Annotated in this window: 17 protein-coding genes and 1 pseudogene; 7 read left to right on the top strand and 11 right to left on the bottom strand. The window is 64.6% G+C overall.

Annotated features, from left to right (window positions below; genetic code table 11):
• The first annotated feature begins 92 nt into the window (after nt 1–92).
• Both LOC56_RS12285 and LOC56_RS12280 read left to right on the top strand, forming a co-directional pair.
• Complete coding sequence (locus LOC56_RS12285) at nt 93–1,328, top strand: NADP-dependent isocitrate dehydrogenase (RefSeq protein WP_227924196.1); 1,236 nt, start codon at nt 93–95, stop codon at nt 1,326–1,328.
• Between the two features lie 128 nt (nt 1,329–1,456).
• Nucleotides 1,457–2,419 (top strand): bile acid:sodium symporter family protein, encoded by a 963-nt coding sequence (locus LOC56_RS12280; RefSeq protein WP_229952531.1) that lies wholly within the window; start codon nt 1,457–1,459, stop codon nt 2,417–2,419.
• A 335-nt stretch (nt 2,420–2,754) separates the two neighbouring features.
• Here LOC56_RS12280 and LOC56_RS12275 read toward each other — a convergent pair.
• From LOC56_RS12275 to LOC56_RS12265, 3 genes and pseudogenes are all read right to left on the bottom strand, one after another.
• Nucleotides 2,755–3,183, bottom strand: a pseudogene (locus tag LOC56_RS12275) (Hsp20/alpha crystallin family protein); the annotation flags it as partial.
• A gap of 184 nt (nt 3,184–3,367) precedes the next feature.
• Entirely contained in the window at nt 3,368–4,837 is a 1,470-nt protein-coding gene (locus LOC56_RS12270; RefSeq protein WP_229952530.1) for a glutamate--cysteine ligase, read from the bottom strand.
• Between the two features lie 6 nt (nt 4,838–4,843).
• Nucleotides 4,844–5,383, bottom strand: a complete 540-nt coding sequence (locus LOC56_RS12265) for a hypothetical protein (RefSeq protein ID WP_229952529.1) — start codon at nt 5,381–5,383, stop codon at nt 4,844–4,846.
• A gap of 225 nt (nt 5,384–5,608) precedes the next feature.
• On the opposite strand from LOC56_RS12265, the gene LOC56_RS12260 reads away from it, so the two are divergent.
• The 3 genes from LOC56_RS12260 to LOC56_RS12250 are packed head-to-tail and all read left to right on the top strand — an operon-like array spanning nt 5,609 to nt 7,433.
• Nucleotides 5,609–6,382, top strand: a complete 774-nt coding sequence (locus tag LOC56_RS12260) for a hypothetical protein (protein WP_229952528.1) — start codon at nt 5,609–5,611, stop codon at nt 6,380–6,382.
• The gene (locus LOC56_RS12255) at nt 6,382–6,807 is read left to right on the top strand and encodes a phage holin family protein (RefSeq protein ID WP_229952527.1); all 426 of its coding nucleotides are present in this window, start codon (nt 6,382–6,384) and stop codon (nt 6,805–6,807) included. The genes LOC56_RS12260 and LOC56_RS12255 overlap by 1 nt, the downstream gene beginning before the upstream one ends.
• Entirely contained in the window at nt 6,804–7,433 is a 630-nt protein-coding gene (locus LOC56_RS12250; RefSeq protein WP_229952526.1) for a DUF3618 domain-containing protein, read from the top strand. The genes LOC56_RS12255 and LOC56_RS12250 overlap by 4 nt, the downstream gene beginning before the upstream one ends.
• A gap of 90 nt (nt 7,434–7,523) precedes the next feature.
• On the opposite strand, the gene LOC56_RS12245 is transcribed toward LOC56_RS12250, so the two are convergent.
• The 7 genes from LOC56_RS12245 to purU all read right to left on the bottom strand — a co-directional run bounded on the left by LOC56_RS12245 (nt 7,524) and on the right by purU (nt 15,769).
• A complete protein-coding gene (locus LOC56_RS12245; protein ID WP_229952525.1) occupies nt 7,524–8,612 on the bottom strand; it encodes a Gfo/Idh/MocA family protein in 1,089 nt (362 codons plus the stop codon).
• Nucleotides 8,613–8,830: 218 nt separating this feature from the next.
• Nucleotides 8,831–9,913 carry a substrate-binding domain-containing protein gene (locus LOC56_RS12240; protein ID WP_229952524.1) on the bottom strand — a complete coding sequence of 361 codons (1,083 nt, stop codon included), beginning with the start codon at nt 9,911–9,913 and terminating at the stop codon, nt 8,831–8,833.
• 56 nt (nt 9,914–9,969) lie between these two features.
• Entirely contained in the window at nt 9,970–11,262 is a 1,293-nt protein-coding gene (gene mmsB, locus LOC56_RS12235; RefSeq protein WP_229952523.1) for a multiple monosaccharide ABC transporter permease, read from the bottom strand.
• A complete protein-coding gene (mmsA, locus tag LOC56_RS12230) occupies nt 11,259–12,830 on the bottom strand; it encodes a multiple monosaccharide ABC transporter ATP-binding protein (RefSeq protein WP_229952522.1) in 1,572 nt (523 codons plus the stop codon). Before mmsA ends, mmsB begins: the two co-directional genes overlap by 4 nt.
• Before the next feature lie 212 nt (nt 12,831–13,042).
• Entirely contained in the window at nt 13,043–14,257 is a 1,215-nt protein-coding gene (locus LOC56_RS12225) for an ROK family transcriptional regulator (RefSeq protein WP_229952521.1), read from the bottom strand.
• Nucleotides 14,258–14,307: 50 nt separating this feature from the next.
• Complete coding sequence (locus LOC56_RS12220; RefSeq protein ID WP_229952520.1) at nt 14,308–14,835, bottom strand: gamma carbonic anhydrase family protein; 528 nt, start codon at nt 14,833–14,835, stop codon at nt 14,308–14,310.
• A 64-nt stretch (nt 14,836–14,899) separates the two neighbouring features.
• Nucleotides 14,900–15,769 carry a formyltetrahydrofolate deformylase gene (gene purU, locus LOC56_RS12215; RefSeq protein WP_229952800.1) on the bottom strand — a complete coding sequence of 290 codons (870 nt, stop codon included), beginning with the start codon at nt 15,767–15,769 and terminating at the stop codon, nt 14,900–14,902.
• A gap of 54 nt (nt 15,770–15,823) precedes the next feature.
• On the opposite strand from purU, the gene LOC56_RS12210 reads away from it, so the two are divergent.
• Nucleotides 15,824–16,363, top strand: coding sequence for a GNAT family N-acetyltransferase (locus LOC56_RS12210; protein WP_229952519.1), 540 nt, complete (start codon nt 15,824–15,826; stop codon nt 16,361–16,363).
• Here the strand turns inward: LOC56_RS12210 and LOC56_RS12205 are convergent.
• Nucleotides 16,338–17,408, bottom strand: a complete 1,071-nt coding sequence (locus LOC56_RS12205) for an FAD-dependent oxidoreductase (protein ID WP_229952518.1) — start codon at nt 17,406–17,408, stop codon at nt 16,338–16,340. The two genes, LOC56_RS12210 and LOC56_RS12205, sit on opposite strands and share 26 nt — an antisense overlap.
• A gap of 282 nt (nt 17,409–17,690) precedes the next feature.
• Between LOC56_RS12205 and glyA the strand changes: the two genes are divergently transcribed.
• On the top strand, nt 17,691–18,974 hold the full coding sequence (gene glyA / locus LOC56_RS12200; RefSeq protein WP_331460942.1) for a serine hydroxymethyltransferase: 1,284 nt from the start codon (nt 17,691–17,693) through the stop codon (nt 18,972–18,974).
• The last annotated feature ends 9 nt before the right edge of the window (nt 18,975–18,983 follow it).

The raw sequence follows: 18,983 nt of genomic DNA, 5'->3' as shown, positions 1-18,983 counted from the left end.
TGGCATAGTTGAACTCAAATAAAAGCCAAAAAGACGGGTTCCGTCATGCCACAAGACATGCTCCGGTGCCCACCAACACACAAGGAGATCGTGTGGCTGAGAAAATTAAGGTTGTGGGCTCTGTAGTAGAGCTCGACGGCGACGAGATGACCCGCATCATCTGGCAGTTCATCAAGGATCGCCTGATTAACCCGTACCTCGACGTAGACCTGAAGTACTACGACCTCTCCATCCAGAACCGCGACGCGACTGATGACCAGGTGACGATCGACGCTGCCAACGCGATCAAGGAACACGGCGTAGGCGTCAAGTGCGCCACGATCACCCCCGACGAAGCACGCGTCGAGGAATTCGGCCTGAAGAAGATGTGGGTCTCCCCGAACGGGACCATCCGCAACATCCTGGGCGGCGTGGTCTTCCGCGAACCGATCATCATTTCCAACATCCCGCGTCTGGTTCCGGGCTGGAACAAGCCGATCATCATCGGCCGCCACGCCCACGGCGACCAGTACAAGGCCACTAACTTCAAGGTTCCCGGTGCCGGTACCCTGACGCTGACCTACACGCCCGCCGACGGCAGCGAAGAAATCAAGCAGCAGGTTGTTACGTACAACGAAGATGGCGGCGTCGCCATGGGTATGTACAACTTCAACGATTCCATCAAGGATTTCGCGCGCGCTTCCTTCGCCTACGGCCTGCAGCGCAACTACCCGGTGTACCTCTCCACCAAGAACACGATCCTGAAGGCCTACGACGGCCAGTTCAAGGACCTGTTCCAGGAAGTCTTCGACGCCGAGTTCAAGGACCAGTTCGAAGCAGCCGGCCTCACTTACGAGCACCGCCTGATCGATGACATGGTTGCCTCCGCGATGAAGTGGGAAGGCGGCTACGTCTGGGCCTGCAAGAACTACGACGGCGACGTCCAGTCCGACACCGTGGCACAGGGCTTCGGCTCGCTGGGCCTGATGACCTCCGTGCTGATGACCCCGGACGGCCAGACCGTCGAGGCCGAAGCTGCACACGGTACGGTTACCCGCCACTACCGCCAGCACCAGCAGGGCAAGCCCACCTCCACGAACCCGATCGCCTCGATCTTCGCGTGGACCCGTGGCCTAATGCACCGCGGCAAGCTGGACAACACCCCCGAGGTCATTAACTTCGCCGAGACCCTTGAAGACGTTGTCATCAAGACGGTCGAATCCGGCAAGATGACCAAGGACCTGGCACTGCTGGTCGGCCCCGACCAGGCCTACCTGACCACGGAAGAGTTCCTCGCCGCACTGGACGAGAACCTCAAGGCCCGCCTGGGTGCCGAGGTTGCAGCCTAAGCATCACTGCACCAACGACGACGGCGCGCTGCCCCCTTACCGGGGCGGCGCGCCGTCGTCGTTTCCCTCCTTGTTAAGCACGGGCGTAACAACTAGCGCAGCCGCAACAGCGGTGCCACCATGTGGGAATGTCGAACTCCACCACAGCGCAGCCCGCCGCGAAGAGCGCCGAAGAGCGAAGCGCCCGTATAGCAGTGACCGTGTTCCCGCTGCTGATTGTCGCCGGGGGAACGGTGGCCCTGTTCTTCCCGCAGCTGTTCACCGGCCTGTCCGGCTACATCAACCCCGGGCTGATGCTCATTATGTTCGGGATGGGCCTGACGCTGACCCTGCCGGATTTTGCGCTGGTCATCCGGCAGCCGCTGCCCGTCCTGCTGGGAGTGGTGGCGCAGTACGTCATTATGCCGCTGCTCGGTTTCGGTATCGCCTGGGCCCTGCAGCTCAGCCCCGAACTCGCGGCCGGCGTGATCCTGGTGGGCTGCGCACCCGGCGGCACGGCGTCGAACGTGGTGACGTACCTTGCCCGCGGCAACGTAGCCCTCTCCGTCGCCATGACGTCGGTTTCCACTCTTCTTGCGCCCCTGCTGACCCCGATCCTCGCGCTGTGGCTCGCCGGCCGGTACATGGCGGTGGACGCCGGATCAATGGCCTGGTCCATTGTCCAGATTGTGTTGATCCCGGTGGTGCTGGGCCTGGCCATCCGGTATCTGGTACCCCGGCTGGTGGACCGGGTACTGCCCGTCCTGCCTTGGATTTCGGTGCTGGCCATTACCTTCGTGGTTATTGCCGTGGTGTCGGGCAGCGCCGAAGCCATCTTTACCGCGGGCTGGCTGATCCTGCTGGCGGTGGTCCTGCACAACGGGTTGGGCCTGGCCCTCGGCTATGGCGCGGCGAAACTGTTCCGGCAACCGGTTCCCTCGCGCCGGACCATGGCGATTGAAGTGGGCATGCAGAACTCCGGGCTGGCCGCGGGACTTGCCAAGCAGTACTTCGCTCCCGAAGCCGCACTGCCCGCAGCGGTCTTCTCGGTCTGGCACAACGTCAGCGGTGCCTTGATGGCCGCCATCTGGCAGCGCAGGCCCTCCGCCTGATTGTCCCGCTGCGCCTCGCCGCCGAACTCGAAACCGCAGTGACACGGCGCAGGCCCCGGACCTGCTGTCCGGGGCCTGCGCTGGTTCTGCTGGTTTCGCTGGTTCTGCTGGTCGTGCTGCGGCTAGATGCCGGCGCCCTGATCGCCGGAGGAATGCTGCCCGCCGGAACCGGATGACCCGGAACCGGATGATCCGGAACCGCCGGGCTGACCGAACGAGCCCGGCGAGCCGGAGCCGGAACCGCTGGAACCCGAGCCGCTGGAGCCGCTGCCGGAACTGGAGCGGCTGCTGGACGAGACCGATGCGGGCTCCGAAGACGACTGCCCGGAAGACGAAGACTGCCCGGAAATGGTGGAACTGTCCTTGTAGGTGGCTGACACCTCGATCTTGCGCGGCTTCGACCGTTCGCTCACCGGAATGAAGACGCTCAGCACACCGTTCTCGTACTTCGCGGAGATCGAGTCAATATCAATGCCCTGGCCGAGATTCAGCTGGCGCAGGAAGGTCCCGCTTTCCCGTTCGCGGGTCAGCCAGGTAACCCCCTCGGTGGTGTGGATGGTCCGCTCGGCCCTGATGGTCAGCAACTGGCCGTCAACGTCCACGTCCACTGAACCGGGGTCGATACCGGGCAGATCCGCGTTGAGGATGTAGTGGTCGCCCTCGCGGTAGAGGTCGATCGGCATAAGCCGCAACCGCTGCCGGGGATCGAGAAGAGCGCCTGCCATCCGGTCAAGCTCACGGAAAGGATCAAACTTCATCGCCATTGTCATCAACTCCTGTTGCGCCGGTACCCGCCGGGCACCGGTGGTTGGAATGCCGTTGTAGGAAAAGGGTCGATAAAGGTTGAGTCGTCGTGACTCAACGATGAAATTCACGCTAGCACTCGGCACTTTTGACTGCTAGGTTCCACGTCCGATTTTTACCCGCAGCCTCCCGGTTTTTACTCGCTCAGCCGATCGGCCATGAATGGACGGCCGCATTGGTGTGCATGTTCTCCCAGTAGAGCCGGGAGAGCTCGGCCAGCGCCGCCGACCGGGACATCCCGGCACCCTCGAGGCGGCCCAGCGTGGCGATCTGCCACGCCGCGCCGTTCTGCTCCGTGCGGGCACGCTCGGCCACGACGTTCAGGTAGCGGTCGATCAGGGAGGAATCCACTTTCAGTTCCCGGAGCCCCTCGGCGGCCTGCGGAATCAGGTGGCGCACAATCAGTTCGGCCACCGGAATCTCGCCGATGCCCGGCCAGTACACGGCCGCCTCCAGCCCGTGCCGGGCACAGGCCAGGAAGTTGTCCGACGCCGTCTTGAAGGCGATGCGGCTCCACACCGGCCGGTCTGCCGTGCGGAGATACTCCACGAGGCCGTAATAGAACGCGGCGTTGGCGACCACGTCCAGGACGGACGGGCCGGCCGGCAGTACCCGGTTCTCCAGGCGCAGGTTGGGCGTGCCGCTGCCTGGGTCATAGATCGGCCGGTTCCAGCGGTAGACCGTACCGTTGTGGAGGCGCAGCTCAGGCAGCAGCGGGGCACCGAACGCGGTGGCTTCCGTTCCGTTGCCGGAAAGCTCCGGAAGCAGCGCAGGGAAATAGCGTACGTTCTCCTCGAAGAGATCGAAGATCGATGTAATCCACCTTTCCCCGAACCAGACACGGGGGCGTACGCCTTGATTGCGCATTTCCGGCGGCCGGGTGTCAATGGCCTGCTTGAAAAGTTCAATCCGGGTCTCATGCCAGAGCACGTGCTCCATGAAGATGGGCGAATTGGCGGCAAGTGCAACCTGTGGGGCCGCGATCATCTGCGCCGCGTTCCAGGCCGGCGCAAACTGATCGGGTGAGACTTCCAAGTGCAGCTGGACCGATGTGCACGCAGCCTCCGGCGCGATGTTTTGTGCGTAGAAGGACAACGGCTCCGGGCCTGACAAATCCAGGAGAACGTCTTCTCCCCGGGCCTGCAGGACTGACGTGTTCAGGGCTGCATAACGCTGCCCGCTGCTGAGCCAGTCCCATCCGTCCATGAAGCGGGGGGTGAGGGTGGGGAGGATGCCCACCATCATGATGTCCGCCGCCTCCTGGGCAGCACGCTCATCGGCGCGGTTGAGCTGCATCCGCAGGCTGTCCTCGAGCTCCTTCAACCCAAACTGCGCCACCGACATTGCGGGGTGGTTCATCTCGATGTTGAAGGCGCCGATCTCGGTCTGGAAGGCCGGATCGGCGATGCGCTCAAGGACAGCCGTGTTGCGGAGAGCGGGGGAGAAATCGCGGTTGGTCAGGTTCAGTTCCAGTTCCAGGCCAATGCTGGCCGTGTCCGCAAACTGCGCGGTGGAAAGGAAGTGAGCGAAGTGGTCCAGGTTTTCCAGCAAGCGCTGCCGGTAAGCCGTGCGCTGCGCCCGGCTGAAAGTCCTGCTCGTAACTTCTGCGCCCATGGCCCGTTACTTCTTTTTCAGGCCCTTGAGGACATTGGCGGGCCGTTGCATTTCACCGTGCTGGGCGCCCATCACAATCACCGCCCCCGAAAGCACGGGGATGCTCCACTGCAGGATCTTCAGTTGGCGCTGGGCCGACTTCAGTTCCTTTGATGCTCCCTCGTGGGGCTCCGTAGCGCCTTGGCTGCCCTGTTCCGAGAGCTTGCCGACCTTACCGCCGAGGATCCCGGAATACAGCGTGACGACGGCTGCAAGGGCGGTAACCGCCGTCTTGTATGCGGTGAGGGAGGCGACCCCCTCCTGCTGGGAAACCCGGGTTTTGTTGTCGCCGATCAGCGCGAGTCCGGCGAGGACGTGCAGTCCGATGGCCCCGGCCTGCACGGGGGCCCATTTTTTCCAGCCAAGGGCGGACAGCCGCGTTCTCTCAGCGGGGTCCTTGGCCTTCGCGGTGGCTCCGTTAAGCCCGACGGCGCCCATCAGGGAACCACCGAACCAAGCCGCTGCCGTGAGGTCATGGACAGATCGTGCTATTAGGTTTGCCGCCAATGTGATGCTCCTGTGCGTTGTGGGCCGGGGCCGTCCCGCCGGATTATTCGGCAGGAAGCGGGCCCGCGGGCTCTTCTGATCGGTGCAAAAAGAAAACCACGCACAGAATCCAATAGCAAGGGCACTTACAATCCTAACACGCTACACATTCGTAACTAAGTGTGCTTATTATCGAGTCACGGACCATCCGATCTTGATCAGCAGTTGCAATGACGAAAGAGAGCGATGATGACAGAGAACTTCACTCCGCGTGACGGAAGCCATGCAGCATCCCCGGCTGGAAGCACCAACGATTCCACGGCCGCAGCGAAGGCCGACGCCGCCAAGCAGCAGGCAGGTGACCTCGCCCAGCAGGCCAAGGGTAATGCCGCTCAGGTAGCGGACACCGCCAAGTCTGAAGCAGCGGGCGTCGCCTCCGAAGTAAAGACCAACGCCAAGGACCTGTTTACCCAGGCCCGTTCCGATCTCACCGAGCAGGCAGGTACCCAGCAGCAGAAGGTGGCCGAAGGGCTCCGCTCGATGGCTGACGAGCTGCACTCCATGGCACAGTCCGGCCAGTCCGGCGTAGCCACCGATCTCGTCGGTGAAGCAGCCAGCCGTGCATCGTCCGCTGCCACCTGGCTTGACGGCCGTGATCCGGGATCCCTGCTGAACGAGGTCAAGGGCTTTGCCCGCCAGCGTCCCGTCGCCTTCCTGGCTCTTGCAGCCGGAGCCGGTTTCCTGGCCGGCCGCCTTAACAAGGGCCTGAGTGCAGGCCTCCCGACTCAGGGCGCATCCGGAACCGCCGGTCAGCGCGTGGCACCGCCCGTGCCGCCCGTGACGCCTGTCCCGCAGGCACCGGCGGCCAACCCCACGGTAGGCACCACCGGGACCAACGATCCGTTCGGCACCGAACCGGTCCGCCAGCCCGGAACGGGTCCCGCGTCGGCCCAGACTCTTCCCCCCACCCCCTCCACCGGCGTTCCGGCAGCTGATCCCTACAGCGGTGGTCGGCACTGATGAGTACCGAACTCCCTCCCACACCAGCGCAGGCTAAGGCTGAGTCCACGTCCCTGGGCGATCTGCTCGGCCAGGTGACGCAGGACATGTCCACTCTCATGCGTCAGGAAGTGGAGCTGGCGAAGGTCGAACTGAAGCAGTCCGCAACCCGCGCAGGCACGGGTGCCGGAATGTTCGCCGGCGCGGCCGTCGCAGGGTACTTCGTACTCCTCTTCCTCTCTATCGCCCTGTGGTACGCACTGGGCACGACGGCGATCGGCTTCGGCTGGTCCGCAGTGATCGTGGCGGTTCTCTGGGCCATCGTTGCCGCCGTCCTGGCATCACGTGGACGCAAGGAAATGAAGAAGATCAAGGGCATGCCGCAGACGTCCGAGACGCTGCAGGAGATCCCCCAGACCATGAAACCAAGCGAGGAAACACGATGAGTGAAAACCCCGATGAGATCCGCGCCGACATCGAAGCAACCCGCCGGCGCCTAGGCACCAACGTGGACGCAGTGGCGGACAAGGTAACTCCCTCCCACATCGTCCAGCGCCAGACGGACAAGATGAAGGACAAGGTATTCGGAGTGAAGGACAGGGTGATGGGTGTGGCCGATTCAGTAGGTAACAGCGCAAGCAACACCGGCAGCAACATCGGCGGCAGCGTTTCCGACATGGGCGGCAGTGTTTCGGACGGCATGTCCGCCGCCGGCTCCGCTGTCCAGGGCGCACCGGCCAAGATCGCAGGCCAGGCGCAGGGCAACCCCATCGCAGCAGGCCTGATTGCCTTCGGCGCCGGTCTGCTCGCAGCAACGCTGATCCCCACCAGCGACAAGGAGCGTGTCGCTGCCGACAACATCAAGACCGCCGCGCAGCCGATGACCGACGAACTGGCCGGGGCAGCCAAGGAAATGGCCGAGGGCCTCAAGGAACCGGCTCAGGAAGCGGTCGAGAACATCAAGGCCACTGCCACGGACGCCGCGCAGAACGTGAAGTCCGAAGGCCAGGCAGCCGCCTCCGACGTCAAGGATTCCGCTACCGAAGCACCGCAGAACGTGAAGAACGCCTAGTACAGCGCTAAAACGACGGCGGTGCCGCACCTGCATAAGGTGCGGCACCGCCGTTTTTCGTGTCCTCAGACGCTACGGCCCCAGGGCCGGTCAGCGGGGGACAGCGTCCTTGTCATTGGCATACAGCACACCGATCTGCGCCCGTACGGCGTCGAAGAGCCGCATGGTCCGCAGGGAATCCGCCCACGTCATGGTGGGGCTCTCCACCAGGCCCGCCTGGATGCAGCGGGTCACCTCCCGCAACTCGTACGCATAGCCGTTGCCGACCTGCGGGAACCTCTCCACCCGGGCCTCTCCGTCATGCGGCACGATGGTCAGTTCCACCGGGTTATGCAGGGGTGAACCGGTGCGGAGCCAGCCCCTGGTGCCGGAAATGACCGCGGTCCGCGGGGAGGAGGAAACCAGTGACGAGGTCAGCTGCGCCAGGCCGCCGGACGCGTACCCGAGCGTCAACGCGTTCTGCGTGTCCACGCCGTCGGAGTTGATGCTGCCGACCGCGTGGACCGTCTCGGGGTAGCCGAGCGCACCCAGGGCAAAGGTGAGCGGATAGACGGTCAGGTCAAGAAGTGCTCCGCCGCCAGCTGCCGGGTCCCAGAGCCTGCTGGCCGGGTCATACGCTGCCGGGAAACCCAGGTCTGCCTGCACCCAGTTGATGTCCCCGAGTTCACCCGAGGCAATGAGTTCCCAGATCCGGTTGATGCAGGGCAGGAAACGGGTCCAGACCGCTTCCATGAGGAACAGGTTGCGGGACCGGGCCAGTTCGATCAGGTCCTCGGCTTCGCGGGCATTGATGGTCAGCGACTTTTCGCACAGCACGTGTTTGCCGGCCTCCAGCGCACGCCGGGCTATCTGATAGTGCTGGGCGTGCGGGGAGGCGATGTAGACGACGTCCACTTCGGGATCGGCAAAGAGCCGGTCATAGCCCGAGACATCGTCTGCGTCGAAGTAGCTGCTGGCGAAGCCAAAGCGGGAGGCGAACTCCTCGGCCGTTGCCTGCCGGCGGGAACTGACAGCCTGCAGGACAGCGTCCTCCAGCCGGGCGATGTCTTCAGTGACACGCTCCGCGATGTTTCCGGTGGCCACTACGCCCCAGCGCAGGGTCCGTCCCGTGGACTGGACGGGACTTGGAGCTCCCGGCTGGACGCAGGGGGGTGTGGGTATGTGTTGAACGGCAGTCATGGTCCTCGTCTTCCGCGTCGTTGCAGGGAGTACCCCTACTCTAAGGTTGCCGCCTGCCGGGGCCTAGGGGTGGACAGTGAGTCCGTGCAGGTCCAGGTGCCGGCGGCTGGCGTGTGGAACGGGTGGAACGGGTGTGGAACAGGTGTGGAACAGCCCGGGCTTCCGTTGAAGGAAACCCGGGCTGTTCCGCCCGAAAGGGCAGTTGCTGTGCAGAGGTATTACTTGGTCAGCTCGGAGAGCGTGGGGTCGTTCTCGTAGGCCTCGGCAGCGTTGGCCTTGGTGACGATGACCGGCTCCAGCAGGTAGCTCTCGACTACCTTCGTGCCGTTGTCGTAGCTCTCGTCGTCGTTGATTTCGACCTCTTCACCGGCGCCCAGTGCCTTGACCATGTCAATGCTCTGGTTCACCAGGTTGCGGGTGTCCTTGTTGATGGTGGAGTACTGCTTGCCTTCCATGATCAGCTTGACGGATTCCACCTCGGAGTCCTGGCCGGTGATGACGGGCAGTGCCTTGCCGGCGCCGGTGACCGAGGTCAGGACAGCGCGGGCCAGGGTGTCGTTGGGGGAGAGGACGCCGTCCAGCTCCTGCGAGGCGTAGTTGCTGGAGAGCAGGGTGTCCATGCGCTTCTGGGCGTTCTCTGCCTTCCAGCCCTGGGTGACAGCCTGGTTGAACTCGGTCTGGCCGGAGCCAACTACGAGGTTCCCTGCTTCGATCTCCGGCTGGAGGATATCCATGGCGCCGTCGAAGAAGACCTGGGCGTTGGCGTCATCCGGGGAACCGGCAAACAGCTCAATGTTGTACGGACCTTCGGGCTTCTTTTCCTTCAGCCCGTCCAGCAGGGCCTGGCCCTGCAGCTGGCCGACCTTGAAGTTGTCGTAGGCCACGTAGTAGTCAACGTTTTCGGTGTTGGTCAGCAGGCGGTCATAGGCGATGACGGTGATGCCGGCATCCTTGGCGTCCTGCAGCTGCGAGCCGAGCTGGCTGCCGTCAATGGCACCCACAATCAGGACCTCGACACCGTTGGTGATCATGGAGCTGATCTGGTTCTGCTGTTCGGACACGCCGCCGTTGGCGAACTGGACCTGGCCCTCGTAGCCGGCCTCCTTGAGGCCGTCGTTGAAGAGGGTCTCGGCGAGCACCCAGTTCTCCGAGGTTTTCTGCGGCAGGGCAACGCCGATGGATGCCCCGTCCTCGAAGCCTTCTTCGGCGCCGGAAGCGGTTTCTTCGGTGCGGCCGCAGGCGGACAGCGACAATGCTGCCACCGTTGCCGCAACGGCGAAGGACTTAGCGAATTTACGCATGGTGTTCTCTTTCTTGATAGCGGTACTGGGAAATAGAGCGGAGGAAGTGGTGCGGTCTAGGCGTCGGTGGCGATGACGGTCTTGGTGCCCGTGGGCATTTCCGGGGTGGCGTCGACGACGGCGGGGGCCGGCTTGGGCTTGTTGCCGCCGAAGTTGCGCATCAGCAGCCCGGTGATTGAGGGCTTGCCCTGGGTCTTGTTGTAGACGTCCAGTGCGACGGCGAGCAGCAGGACCAGGCCCTTGATCATGGAGGTCGTGTCCGCGCCCACGCCGAGCAGCTGCAGGCCGTTGTTCAGGACGGCCATGACCAGGCCGCCCACGATGGAACCGACTACGGTTCCGACGCCGCCGGAAACCGCCGCTCCGCCGATGAAGACGGCGGCAATGGCGTCAAGTTCCCAGTTGGTGCCGTCAAACGGACCGGAGGCGGTGGAGCGGGCCACGAAGATCATTCCGGCCAGGGCGGCCAGAATCGACATGTTCATCATGACCATGAAGTTGACCTTCTTGCCCTGCACGCCGGAGAGCTCCGCAGCGTGCCGGTTGCCGCCCACCGCGTAGACGTGGCGGCCAAGGATGGTCTTGTTGGAGACGAAACCGTAGAAGAGGACCAGGACGCCCAGGATGATGCCCGAGACCGGGAAGGACGTGCCGGGGCGGCCCGTGGCGAAGAGGTACGTGGCGTAGAGGATGACTGCGCAGAGCAGGCCGATCTTGACCACCGGAACCCAGGTAGGCGGGTTGGCGGTGCCTAGCTTGGCATTGCGGGAACGCTTGCGCATTTCGCCGTAGATCACTGCGGCGCAGAGGATCAGGCCCAGCAGCAGCGTCAGGTTGTTGTAACCCGGGATCGGGCCGCCCTCGGGCAGGTAGCCGGCGCCGATGAACTGGAATTCGGAGGGGACCGGAACGGTGTTGGACTTGCCCACCCACTGGTTGGCACCGCGGAAGATCAGCATGCCCGCCAGTGTCACGATGAACGCCGGGATTCCGACGTACGCCACCCACAGGCCTTGCCAGGCGCCGATTGCCGCGCCCACCAGCAGGCCCAGGAGTATGCCCGCGTACCAGGGCAGGCCCCAGTCCCGCATGGCCATCGCGACGACGATGCCGGAGAACGCGGCGACGGATCCCACCGAGAGGTCGATGTGGCCGGCAATGATCACGAAGACCATGCCCACCGCCAGGATCAGGATGTAGGAGTTGCCGTTGAACAGATTGATCATGTTCGTGGGCGTCAGGGTCTTGCCCCCGGTGAGGACCTGGAACAGGCCGACCAGGATGGCCAAGGCGAAGATCATCCCGAATTGGCGGCCGTTGCCGCCCAGGAGTTGCTTGATGGCGTTCATGAAAGTGTTCCTTGAGTGGCGTAGTCGGCGGGCTTCCGGGCGGGGGAGGTCATGAGCCTCATGAGGTTCTCCTGGTTGGCCTCCGCCTTGGAGACCTCGCCGGTGATCGCCCCTTCGAAGATGGTGTAGATGCGGTCCGAGAGGCCCAGGAGCTCGGGGAGCTCAGAGGAGATCACGATGACTCCCTTGCCCTGGTTCGCGAGCTGCTGGATGATTCCGTAGATTTCGTACTTGGCGCCCACGTCGATGCCGCGGGTGGGTTCGTCCAGGATCAGCAGGTCCGGGTCGGTGAACATCCACTTGGCCAGGACAACCTTCTGCTGGTTGCCGCCGGAGAGCTTGGAAACGCCCTCATCGACCGTGGGTGCCTTGGTGCGCAGGCTTTTGCGGTATTCCTCCGCGTGGCGGAACTCGGCGTCGTTGTCGACAACCAGGCCCCGGGTGATCTTCTTTAGGTCGGCAGAAACCGTGGTGGCCTTGATGTCGTCCAGGAGGTTCAGGCCCAGGGTCTTGCGGTCTTCAGTGACGTAGGCCAGGCCATGGTTGATTGCGGAGTGCACCGTCTTGAGGGTGATCTCCTTGCCGTCCTTGATGATCTGGCCGGAGATGAAGTTGCCGTAGGAGCGGCCGAAAACGGAACGGGCCAGCTCGGTGCGCCCGGCGCCCATCAGCCCGGCAAATCCGACAATCTCGCCGCGTTTTACGTGGAAGTCGGCACTCTTGCAGACCAGGCGGTCCGCGACGGAGGGGTGGCCCACGGTCCAACCGCGGACCTCGAAGAACGTTTCGCCGATCTTCGGGGTGTGGTCCGGGAACCGGGATTCGAGGGAACGTCCAACCATGCCGCGGATGATGCGGTCTTCGTCGGCGCCTTCGGCAGCGACGTCGATCGTCTCTACGGACCGGCCGTCGCGGATGATGGTGATGGAATCCGCGATCTGCTCAATCTCATTGAGCTTGTGCGAGATCATGATGCAGGAGATGCCCTTGTCCCGCAGGCCGGACATCAGGCCCAGCAGGTGCTGGGAGTCGGTCTCGTTGAGCGCGGCGGTGGGCTCGTCGAGGATCAGCAGCTGCACCCGCTTGTTCAGCGCCTTGGCGATCTCCACCAGCTGCTGCTTGCCCACGCCCAGGTCCTTGATGGGCGTGGTGGGGTCTTCGTTGAGTCCCACCCGTTCCATGAGGTCCAGGGTGTCGAAGTTGACCTTGTCCCAGTCGATGACGCCGAACCGGGTGGGTTCGTTACCCAGGAATATGTTCTCGGCAATGGAGAGTTCGGGAATCAGTGCCAGTTCCTGGTGGATGATGACAATTCCCGCGGCCTCGCTGGACCGGATATCCCGGAACTGGACGGGCTTGCCTTGGAAGACGATTTCTCCGGTGTAGGTGCCGTGGGGGTAGACCCCGGAGAGGACCTTCATCAGCGTGGATTTTCCGGCGCCGTTTTCTCCGCAGATGGCGTGGATTTCGCCGGCCCGGACGTTCAGGGCCACATCCGCGAGGGCCTTGACGCCGGGGAACTCCTTGGTGATGGAGTGCATTTCCAGAATGAATGGACTAGCCGACATGCGTTTTGTCCCTGCCGTGGTGGCAGGGAGCGCGCCGCGCGCCTACTGCCGGAGCTGCTTCTGCTCGCATGAGTGCCTCCGTGTGACCTCTTTGTCGTGATACGGCCCACAGAGTGGGCCGGTAAGGAAGTTACCACGGTCACAGGCACTGCCGTCAAGTCTTGAACGCAACAGCGGCGGTTTCGGGTAGTTTTTGATTCGCCCGGCAAGTATTACGCTGCCGCGGTTCCCTGTTCCTGGAGGACGAGCGCGGCTGCACCCAAGGCTTCGGCGCGGTCCCCGAGGGAGGACATAAGCACGGTGGAGGTTTCACCGACAAGGGGAACGGCATGCCGCAGCAGGCCGCGGCGGATCGGGTCCAGGAACGTGTCCCCGAGGTCGGTCAGCGAACCGCCGATGATGATGAGTTCCGGGTTCAGGGTATTCGCGAGGTTGGCGGCGGCGCGGCCGACTGCAACGCCGGCGTCGTCAATGACGCGCAGGGTGGCCGGATCCTTTCCGGCGGCGCGCGAAAGGATGTCCGCGGTGGTGACGGTGCCCTTGGAGGCGCGGCTAAGCAGCTCGATCATGATGGAGGTCGACGCTATGGTTTCCAGGCAGCCGCGGTTGCCGCAGCGGCAGATCAGCCCCTGGTCGAAGATGGTGGCGTGGCCGATTTCCCCGGTGATGCCGACATTGCCGTAGTAGAGCGACCCGTTGATGACCAGCCCGGCACCGATGCCGGAGGCAACCTTGATGAAGATCAGGTTTTCGCTGCAGCCGTGCGGCCCCCAGGTGACTTCCGCCAGCGCGCCGAGGTTGGCGTCATTGTCGATGTAGACCGGCACACCCAGCCGGTCGGCGAGGTCTTCGCGCATGTTGATTCCCACCCACTCGGGAAGGATCGCGCCCTGGACCACAGTGCCCGTGCGCCGGTCAATGGGGCCGGGGATGCCGACGCCGGCGCCCAGGACGGCGCTGCGGTCCACCCCCTGCCGGCGCAGCAGCCGGGCCAGCAGGGCAGCAGCGGCATCCATGCCCTCTGCCGCGGAGTGGCCCAGCGGAAGCTGGATGGACTCCTCCTGGAGGATCCGGTGGCCGAGCGAGGCCAGGACCACCCTGACGTGCCGGCGTCCAATGTCGATGCCGGCGGCAACGGCTCCGGACTCGTTGAGCCGCACCGAAAGTGCCCTGCGCCCGGAGCTGGTGGTCGGCTCGGTAATGACGAGCCGACGCTCATTCATGACCCGCACGATGTTGGACACCGTGGCGCGGGACAGTCCCGTCTGGCGGGAAATTTCCGCCTGCGTCAACGACCCCGATGCCAGGAGGGCCTCGATAATACGCTGCCGGTTGCTTTCGCGAAGGGCGCTCTGGGAGCCCGGCTTGGGTGTGGTGGTCCCCGGTGTGCGGGTGGTCCTCAACGTCGAGGATGGATGGGCTGGCATCTGTTTAGCGTGCTACATCACACCTTTGCAGTCAAGAAGTGAACACAAGCCTAGGGTTGTCCGGCAACGGCAGCCCGGTGCTCGGCAGCTGTCCGCCGGTAGTTTTCCGCGTTCGCCTTCACCCCGGCGATCTCCTCGTCCGTGAGGGCCCGGCGGACCTTTGCCGGCATGCCGGCCACCAGGGAACGGGGCGGGACCACAGTGCCTTCAAGGACCAGGGCGCCGGCGGCCACGAGGGAGCCTGCACCGATGACGGCACCGTTCATAATCGTGGCGCTCATGCCGATCAGGCAGTCATCCTCGACCGTGCAGCCGTGCACCACGGCGTTGTGTCCGATGCTGACCCGATCGCCCACCGACGTCGGGAAGCCCGGGTCCGCGTGCAGAACCACGTTGTCCTGGAGGTTGGTTCCGGCACCCACGCTGATGCTGTTGGAGTCACCTCGGACGCAGGCTCCGTAGAAGGCGCTGGAGTCCGCGGCCATGGTGACGTCGCCAATAAGCGAAGCGGTGGGAGCGAGGAAGACGGTGGGATCGACGGCGGGGGTCTTGCCCCGGAATTCAATGATGTGTGCCATGGAACCCAGCGTAGCGCCGGCCGGGGGCCGGTCAGCGGAAGCCGGCACCCGTAGAAGGAACCGCCTAGTTGAAGACGATGGTCCGCCGGCCGTCCAGCAGGACCCGGTGCTCGGCATGCCACTGCACGGCCTTGGACAGTGCCCGCCCCTCGACATCGCTGCCCAGGGCCGCGAGCTGGGCAGCCGAACGGGCGTGGTCCACCCGGATGACTTCCTGTTCGATGATGGGACCTTCATCCAGGTCCGAAGTTACGTAATGCGCCGTGGCGCCGATCAGCTTCACTCCCCGGGCATGCGCCTGGTGGTAGGGCCTCGCTCCCTTGAAGGACGGCAGGAAGGAATGGTGGATGTTGATGGCACGCCCGGACAGGTCGCGGCAGAGGTCGTTGCTCAGGATCTGCATGTAGCGGGCGAGGACCACCAGTTCAATGTCCAGTTCGGCCATCAGGGCGCGCAGCCGGTCCTCCGCCTGGCCCTTTGTGTCCGGGGTGACTGGGACATAGTGGAACGGCACGCCGTAGAAGTCGGCGAGGGACTCCAGCTCGCGGTGGTTGGAGACAATGGCCGGGACATCGATCGGCAGCGTCCCCGCGCGCTGCTGGAACAGCAGGTCGTTCAGGCAGTGGCCGGACTTGGACGCCATGATCAGGGTGCGGGTCCGGCGGCCGGCGCGGTGCAGTTCCCAGGACATGGCAAATACAGAGGCCGTTGCGGCGAGTTCCGCATGGACCTGCTCGTAGGAGCGCGGGGAAGTGAAGTCCACGCGCATAAAGAAGGAGCCGGTTTCCGGACTGCCGAACTGCGCGGACTCGGTGATGTTGCCTTCAGCCGCCACCAGGGAAGCACTGACGGCATGGACAATGCCGGGACGGTCGGGGCAGGACAACGTCAGGGTAAAGGCGTTCGCGGCGGGGGCGTCGGGAGGAGAAATCATGTCTGTCACCCTTGCTAGGTTACCGGTTTCAGTGCCCTGACCTAGGGTGGGCACATGGATGTGATGTTCCTTCCGTTTTCTGACAAGGACGAGGGAGAGCTCGTACGTTTCCTCACTACCAACAGCTTCCCCTACCACCGGATCAAGGCGCCTTCCGAGGGGCTGGTGCGGCGCCTCCTGATCGAGGGACGGTTCGACGGCGACGGCGTGAGTACCTTCTGGGTGTTCGGCGACAACCACCGCATGGGTTTGGTCATCCTGGAGGAGTTGGGTACGAGTACGCCGGTGCTGGACCTGCGCCTGGTGGAGAAGTTCCGCGGCCGGGGCAACGGCGTCCCGGTATTGAAATCCCTGACCGGCATGGTGTTCGACGACTACCCCGAAGCGCACCGCTTCGCGGGCCGTACGCGGGAGGACAACATCCCCATGCGCAAGACCCTGCTGCGTTCAGGCTTCGTGAAGGAAGCGCATCACCGGGAGGACTGGCCGCTGGAAGACGGACATCGGGTCGCCACGGTGATTTACGCGATCCTGCGGCGTGACTGGGAGAAGGGCACGGTTACGCCCGTCAACTGGGAAGAGGTGCTTTCGTAGCCGGCTGTTGTAAGGCGGCAATCGCCGCTGCGCGGCCGGCGCGGGTGGCCCCCAGTGTGGAGGAGGACTCGCCGTAGCCCACCAGCAGCAGACGCGGCTCGCGCACCACCCGGACTCCGTCCATGCGGATCCCGCCGCCGGGTTCGCGCAGGTGCAGCGGTGCCAGATGCTCCAGGGCGGCACGAAAACCGGTGGCCCAGAGGACCGTGTCCACGGACTCGGCGGACCCGTCCGTGAAAACAACAGCGGAGGTGGTCAGGCGGTCGATGGCTCCGCGCGAAACGAGCACGCCGTCCTCAATGCCCCGACGGTATTCATCCGTCAGCGGCAGACCCGTGGCGGAAACGACGCTCAGCGGCGGCAGGCCGGCACGGGTCCTGGCGCTGACTTTCGCTTCCACGGCACGCCCCCATTCGGAGTCGAACGGACGGAGGGTGAATTCCGGCGGCCGGCGGGTGGACCAGACGGTTTCCACACCGGCACGGTGCAGCTGCAGCAGGAACTGCACGGCGGAGGTGCCGCCGCCGACCACAAGGACCCGCTGCCCGGCAAAGTCAGCCACGCTGCGGAAGTCCCGGGTATGCAGCTGCCGGCCGCGGAAGGACTCGCGCCCCGGATAGTAGGGCCAATACGGCCGGTCCCACGTACCCGTCGCGTTGATGACCGTGCGGGCCTGCCATTCGCGGCCGTCCACGGCACGGACCGCGAGCCGGCCGCCGTCGCCCTCCGCCACCGTCGACACGGAGACCGGCCGGACGACGTCGAGCCCGAACTCCTGCTCATAGCGTCCGTAGTACCTGGTGACGACGGCGGAAGCGGGTTCGGCGGGATCGGGTGAGCCCAGCGGCATCCCCGGGAGGTCGTGCAGGGCGTGCGCCGCACCGAAGGTCAGCGAATCCCACCGGTGCCGCCAGGCCCCGCCCGGCCCGGGGTTCGCGTCCAGCACAGTGAAGCCGGCGCCGGGCTCCAGGCCGCGGCGGCGCAGGTGATAGGCGGCACTGAGCCCGGCCTGGCCGGCTCCGATCACCAGTATGTCCGTTTCCACCTGTGCACTCCTTCGTTCTTGAGAACCGTAACGGTCCGGGCATTGCGGCTATTCCGCCGACCCCCTGCAGACGGGGGACAGGTGAGGCTAGGATGGAGAGCGTCGCGACTGGCGTTAGGTGGATTACCACCAGGAAGCGGCACGGCACCCCTGCGGGGGTGTCCTAACGACCACGGATCGCACGCCTGGGCCGCGGGTCACGCGCGAAACTGTTGTGCCATGCCCGGCCTATGCCCCGACAGGTAGCCTGACCTATAGAGAACCCCTTCCCAGGAGATCCACGTGAGAGTATCCACCCAACCCGTCACCAACGCGCCGCTTATCGATGTTGATCCCGAAATAGCGGCGGTACTGAATGATGAACTGTCCCGCCAGCGCAGCACCCTGGAGATGATCGCCTCCGAGAACTTCGCCCCGCGCGCCGTCCTGGAAACCGCCGGTTCCGTCCTCACCAACAAGTACGCCGAGGGTTACCCCGGGCGCCGCTACTACGGCGGCTGCGAACACGTGGACGTGGCGGAGAACCTTGCCATCGAGCGGGTGAAGGCCCTGTTCGGTGCCGAGTTCGCCAACGTCCAGCCGCACTCCGGTGCGCAGGCCAACGCTGCGGCGCTCGCGGCCCTGATGGCACCGGGCGAGAAACTGATGGGGCTGAACCTGGCCCACGGCGGGCACCTTACCCACGGCATGAAACTGAACTTTTCCGGCAAGCTGTACGACGTCGCCGCCTACGGCGTGGACGAGCAGACGTACCGGGTGGACATGGACCGGGTCCGCGAACAGGCGCTGGCGGAACGCCCCCAGGTTATTGTCGCCGGCTGGTCCGCCTACCCGCGGCAGCTGGACTTCGAGGCCTTCCGCTCCATCGCCGATGAAGCAGGTGCCTATCTCTGGACCGACATGGCGCATTTTGCCGGACTGGTGGCCGCGGGACTGCACCCCAACCCGGTGCCGGTGTCCGACGTCGTCACCTCCACCGTGCACAAGACCCTTGCCGGACCGCGGTCGGGAATGATCCTGGCAAAAAAGGAATACGCGAAGAAGCTGAACTCCGCCGTCTTCCCCGGCCAGCAGGGCGGTCCGCTGATGCACGTGATTGCCGCGAAGGCCGTGGCCTTTAAGATCGCCGGCACCGAGGAGTTCCGGGAACGGCAGGAACGCGTGCTCGAGGGCGCGCGGATCATTGCCGACCGCCTGAATGCGCCGGACGTCACCGAACACGGAGTATCAGTGCTCACCGGCGGCACCGACGTACACCTGATCCTGGTGGACCTGCGGCACTCCGCCCTGGACGGCAAGCAGGCCGAAGACCTGCTTGATTCCGTTGGCATCACAGTGAACCGCAACTCCGTGCCGTTCGACCCGCGGCCGCCGATGGTCACGTCCGGCCTGCGGATCGGCACCCCCGCGCTCGCAACCCGCGGCTTCGGCGCAACGGAGTTCACCGAGGTTGCCGAGATCATCGCCGCCGCACTGAAGCCCGCGCCCGACGTCGAGGCCCTTCGTGCCCGCGTGGGTGCACTGACTGAGAACTTCCCGCTCTACCCCGGACAGGAGGAATGGTAACCGTGGAGA

The organism is Arthrobacter sp. zg-Y179, assembly GCF_020907345.1.
Classification (GTDB): Bacteria; Actinomycetota; Actinomycetes; order Actinomycetales; family Micrococcaceae; genus Arthrobacter_B; species Arthrobacter_B jinronghuae.
Note: the sequence above shows the minus strand (reverse complement) of the source record. Positions and strands in the feature narration are given on the sequence as shown.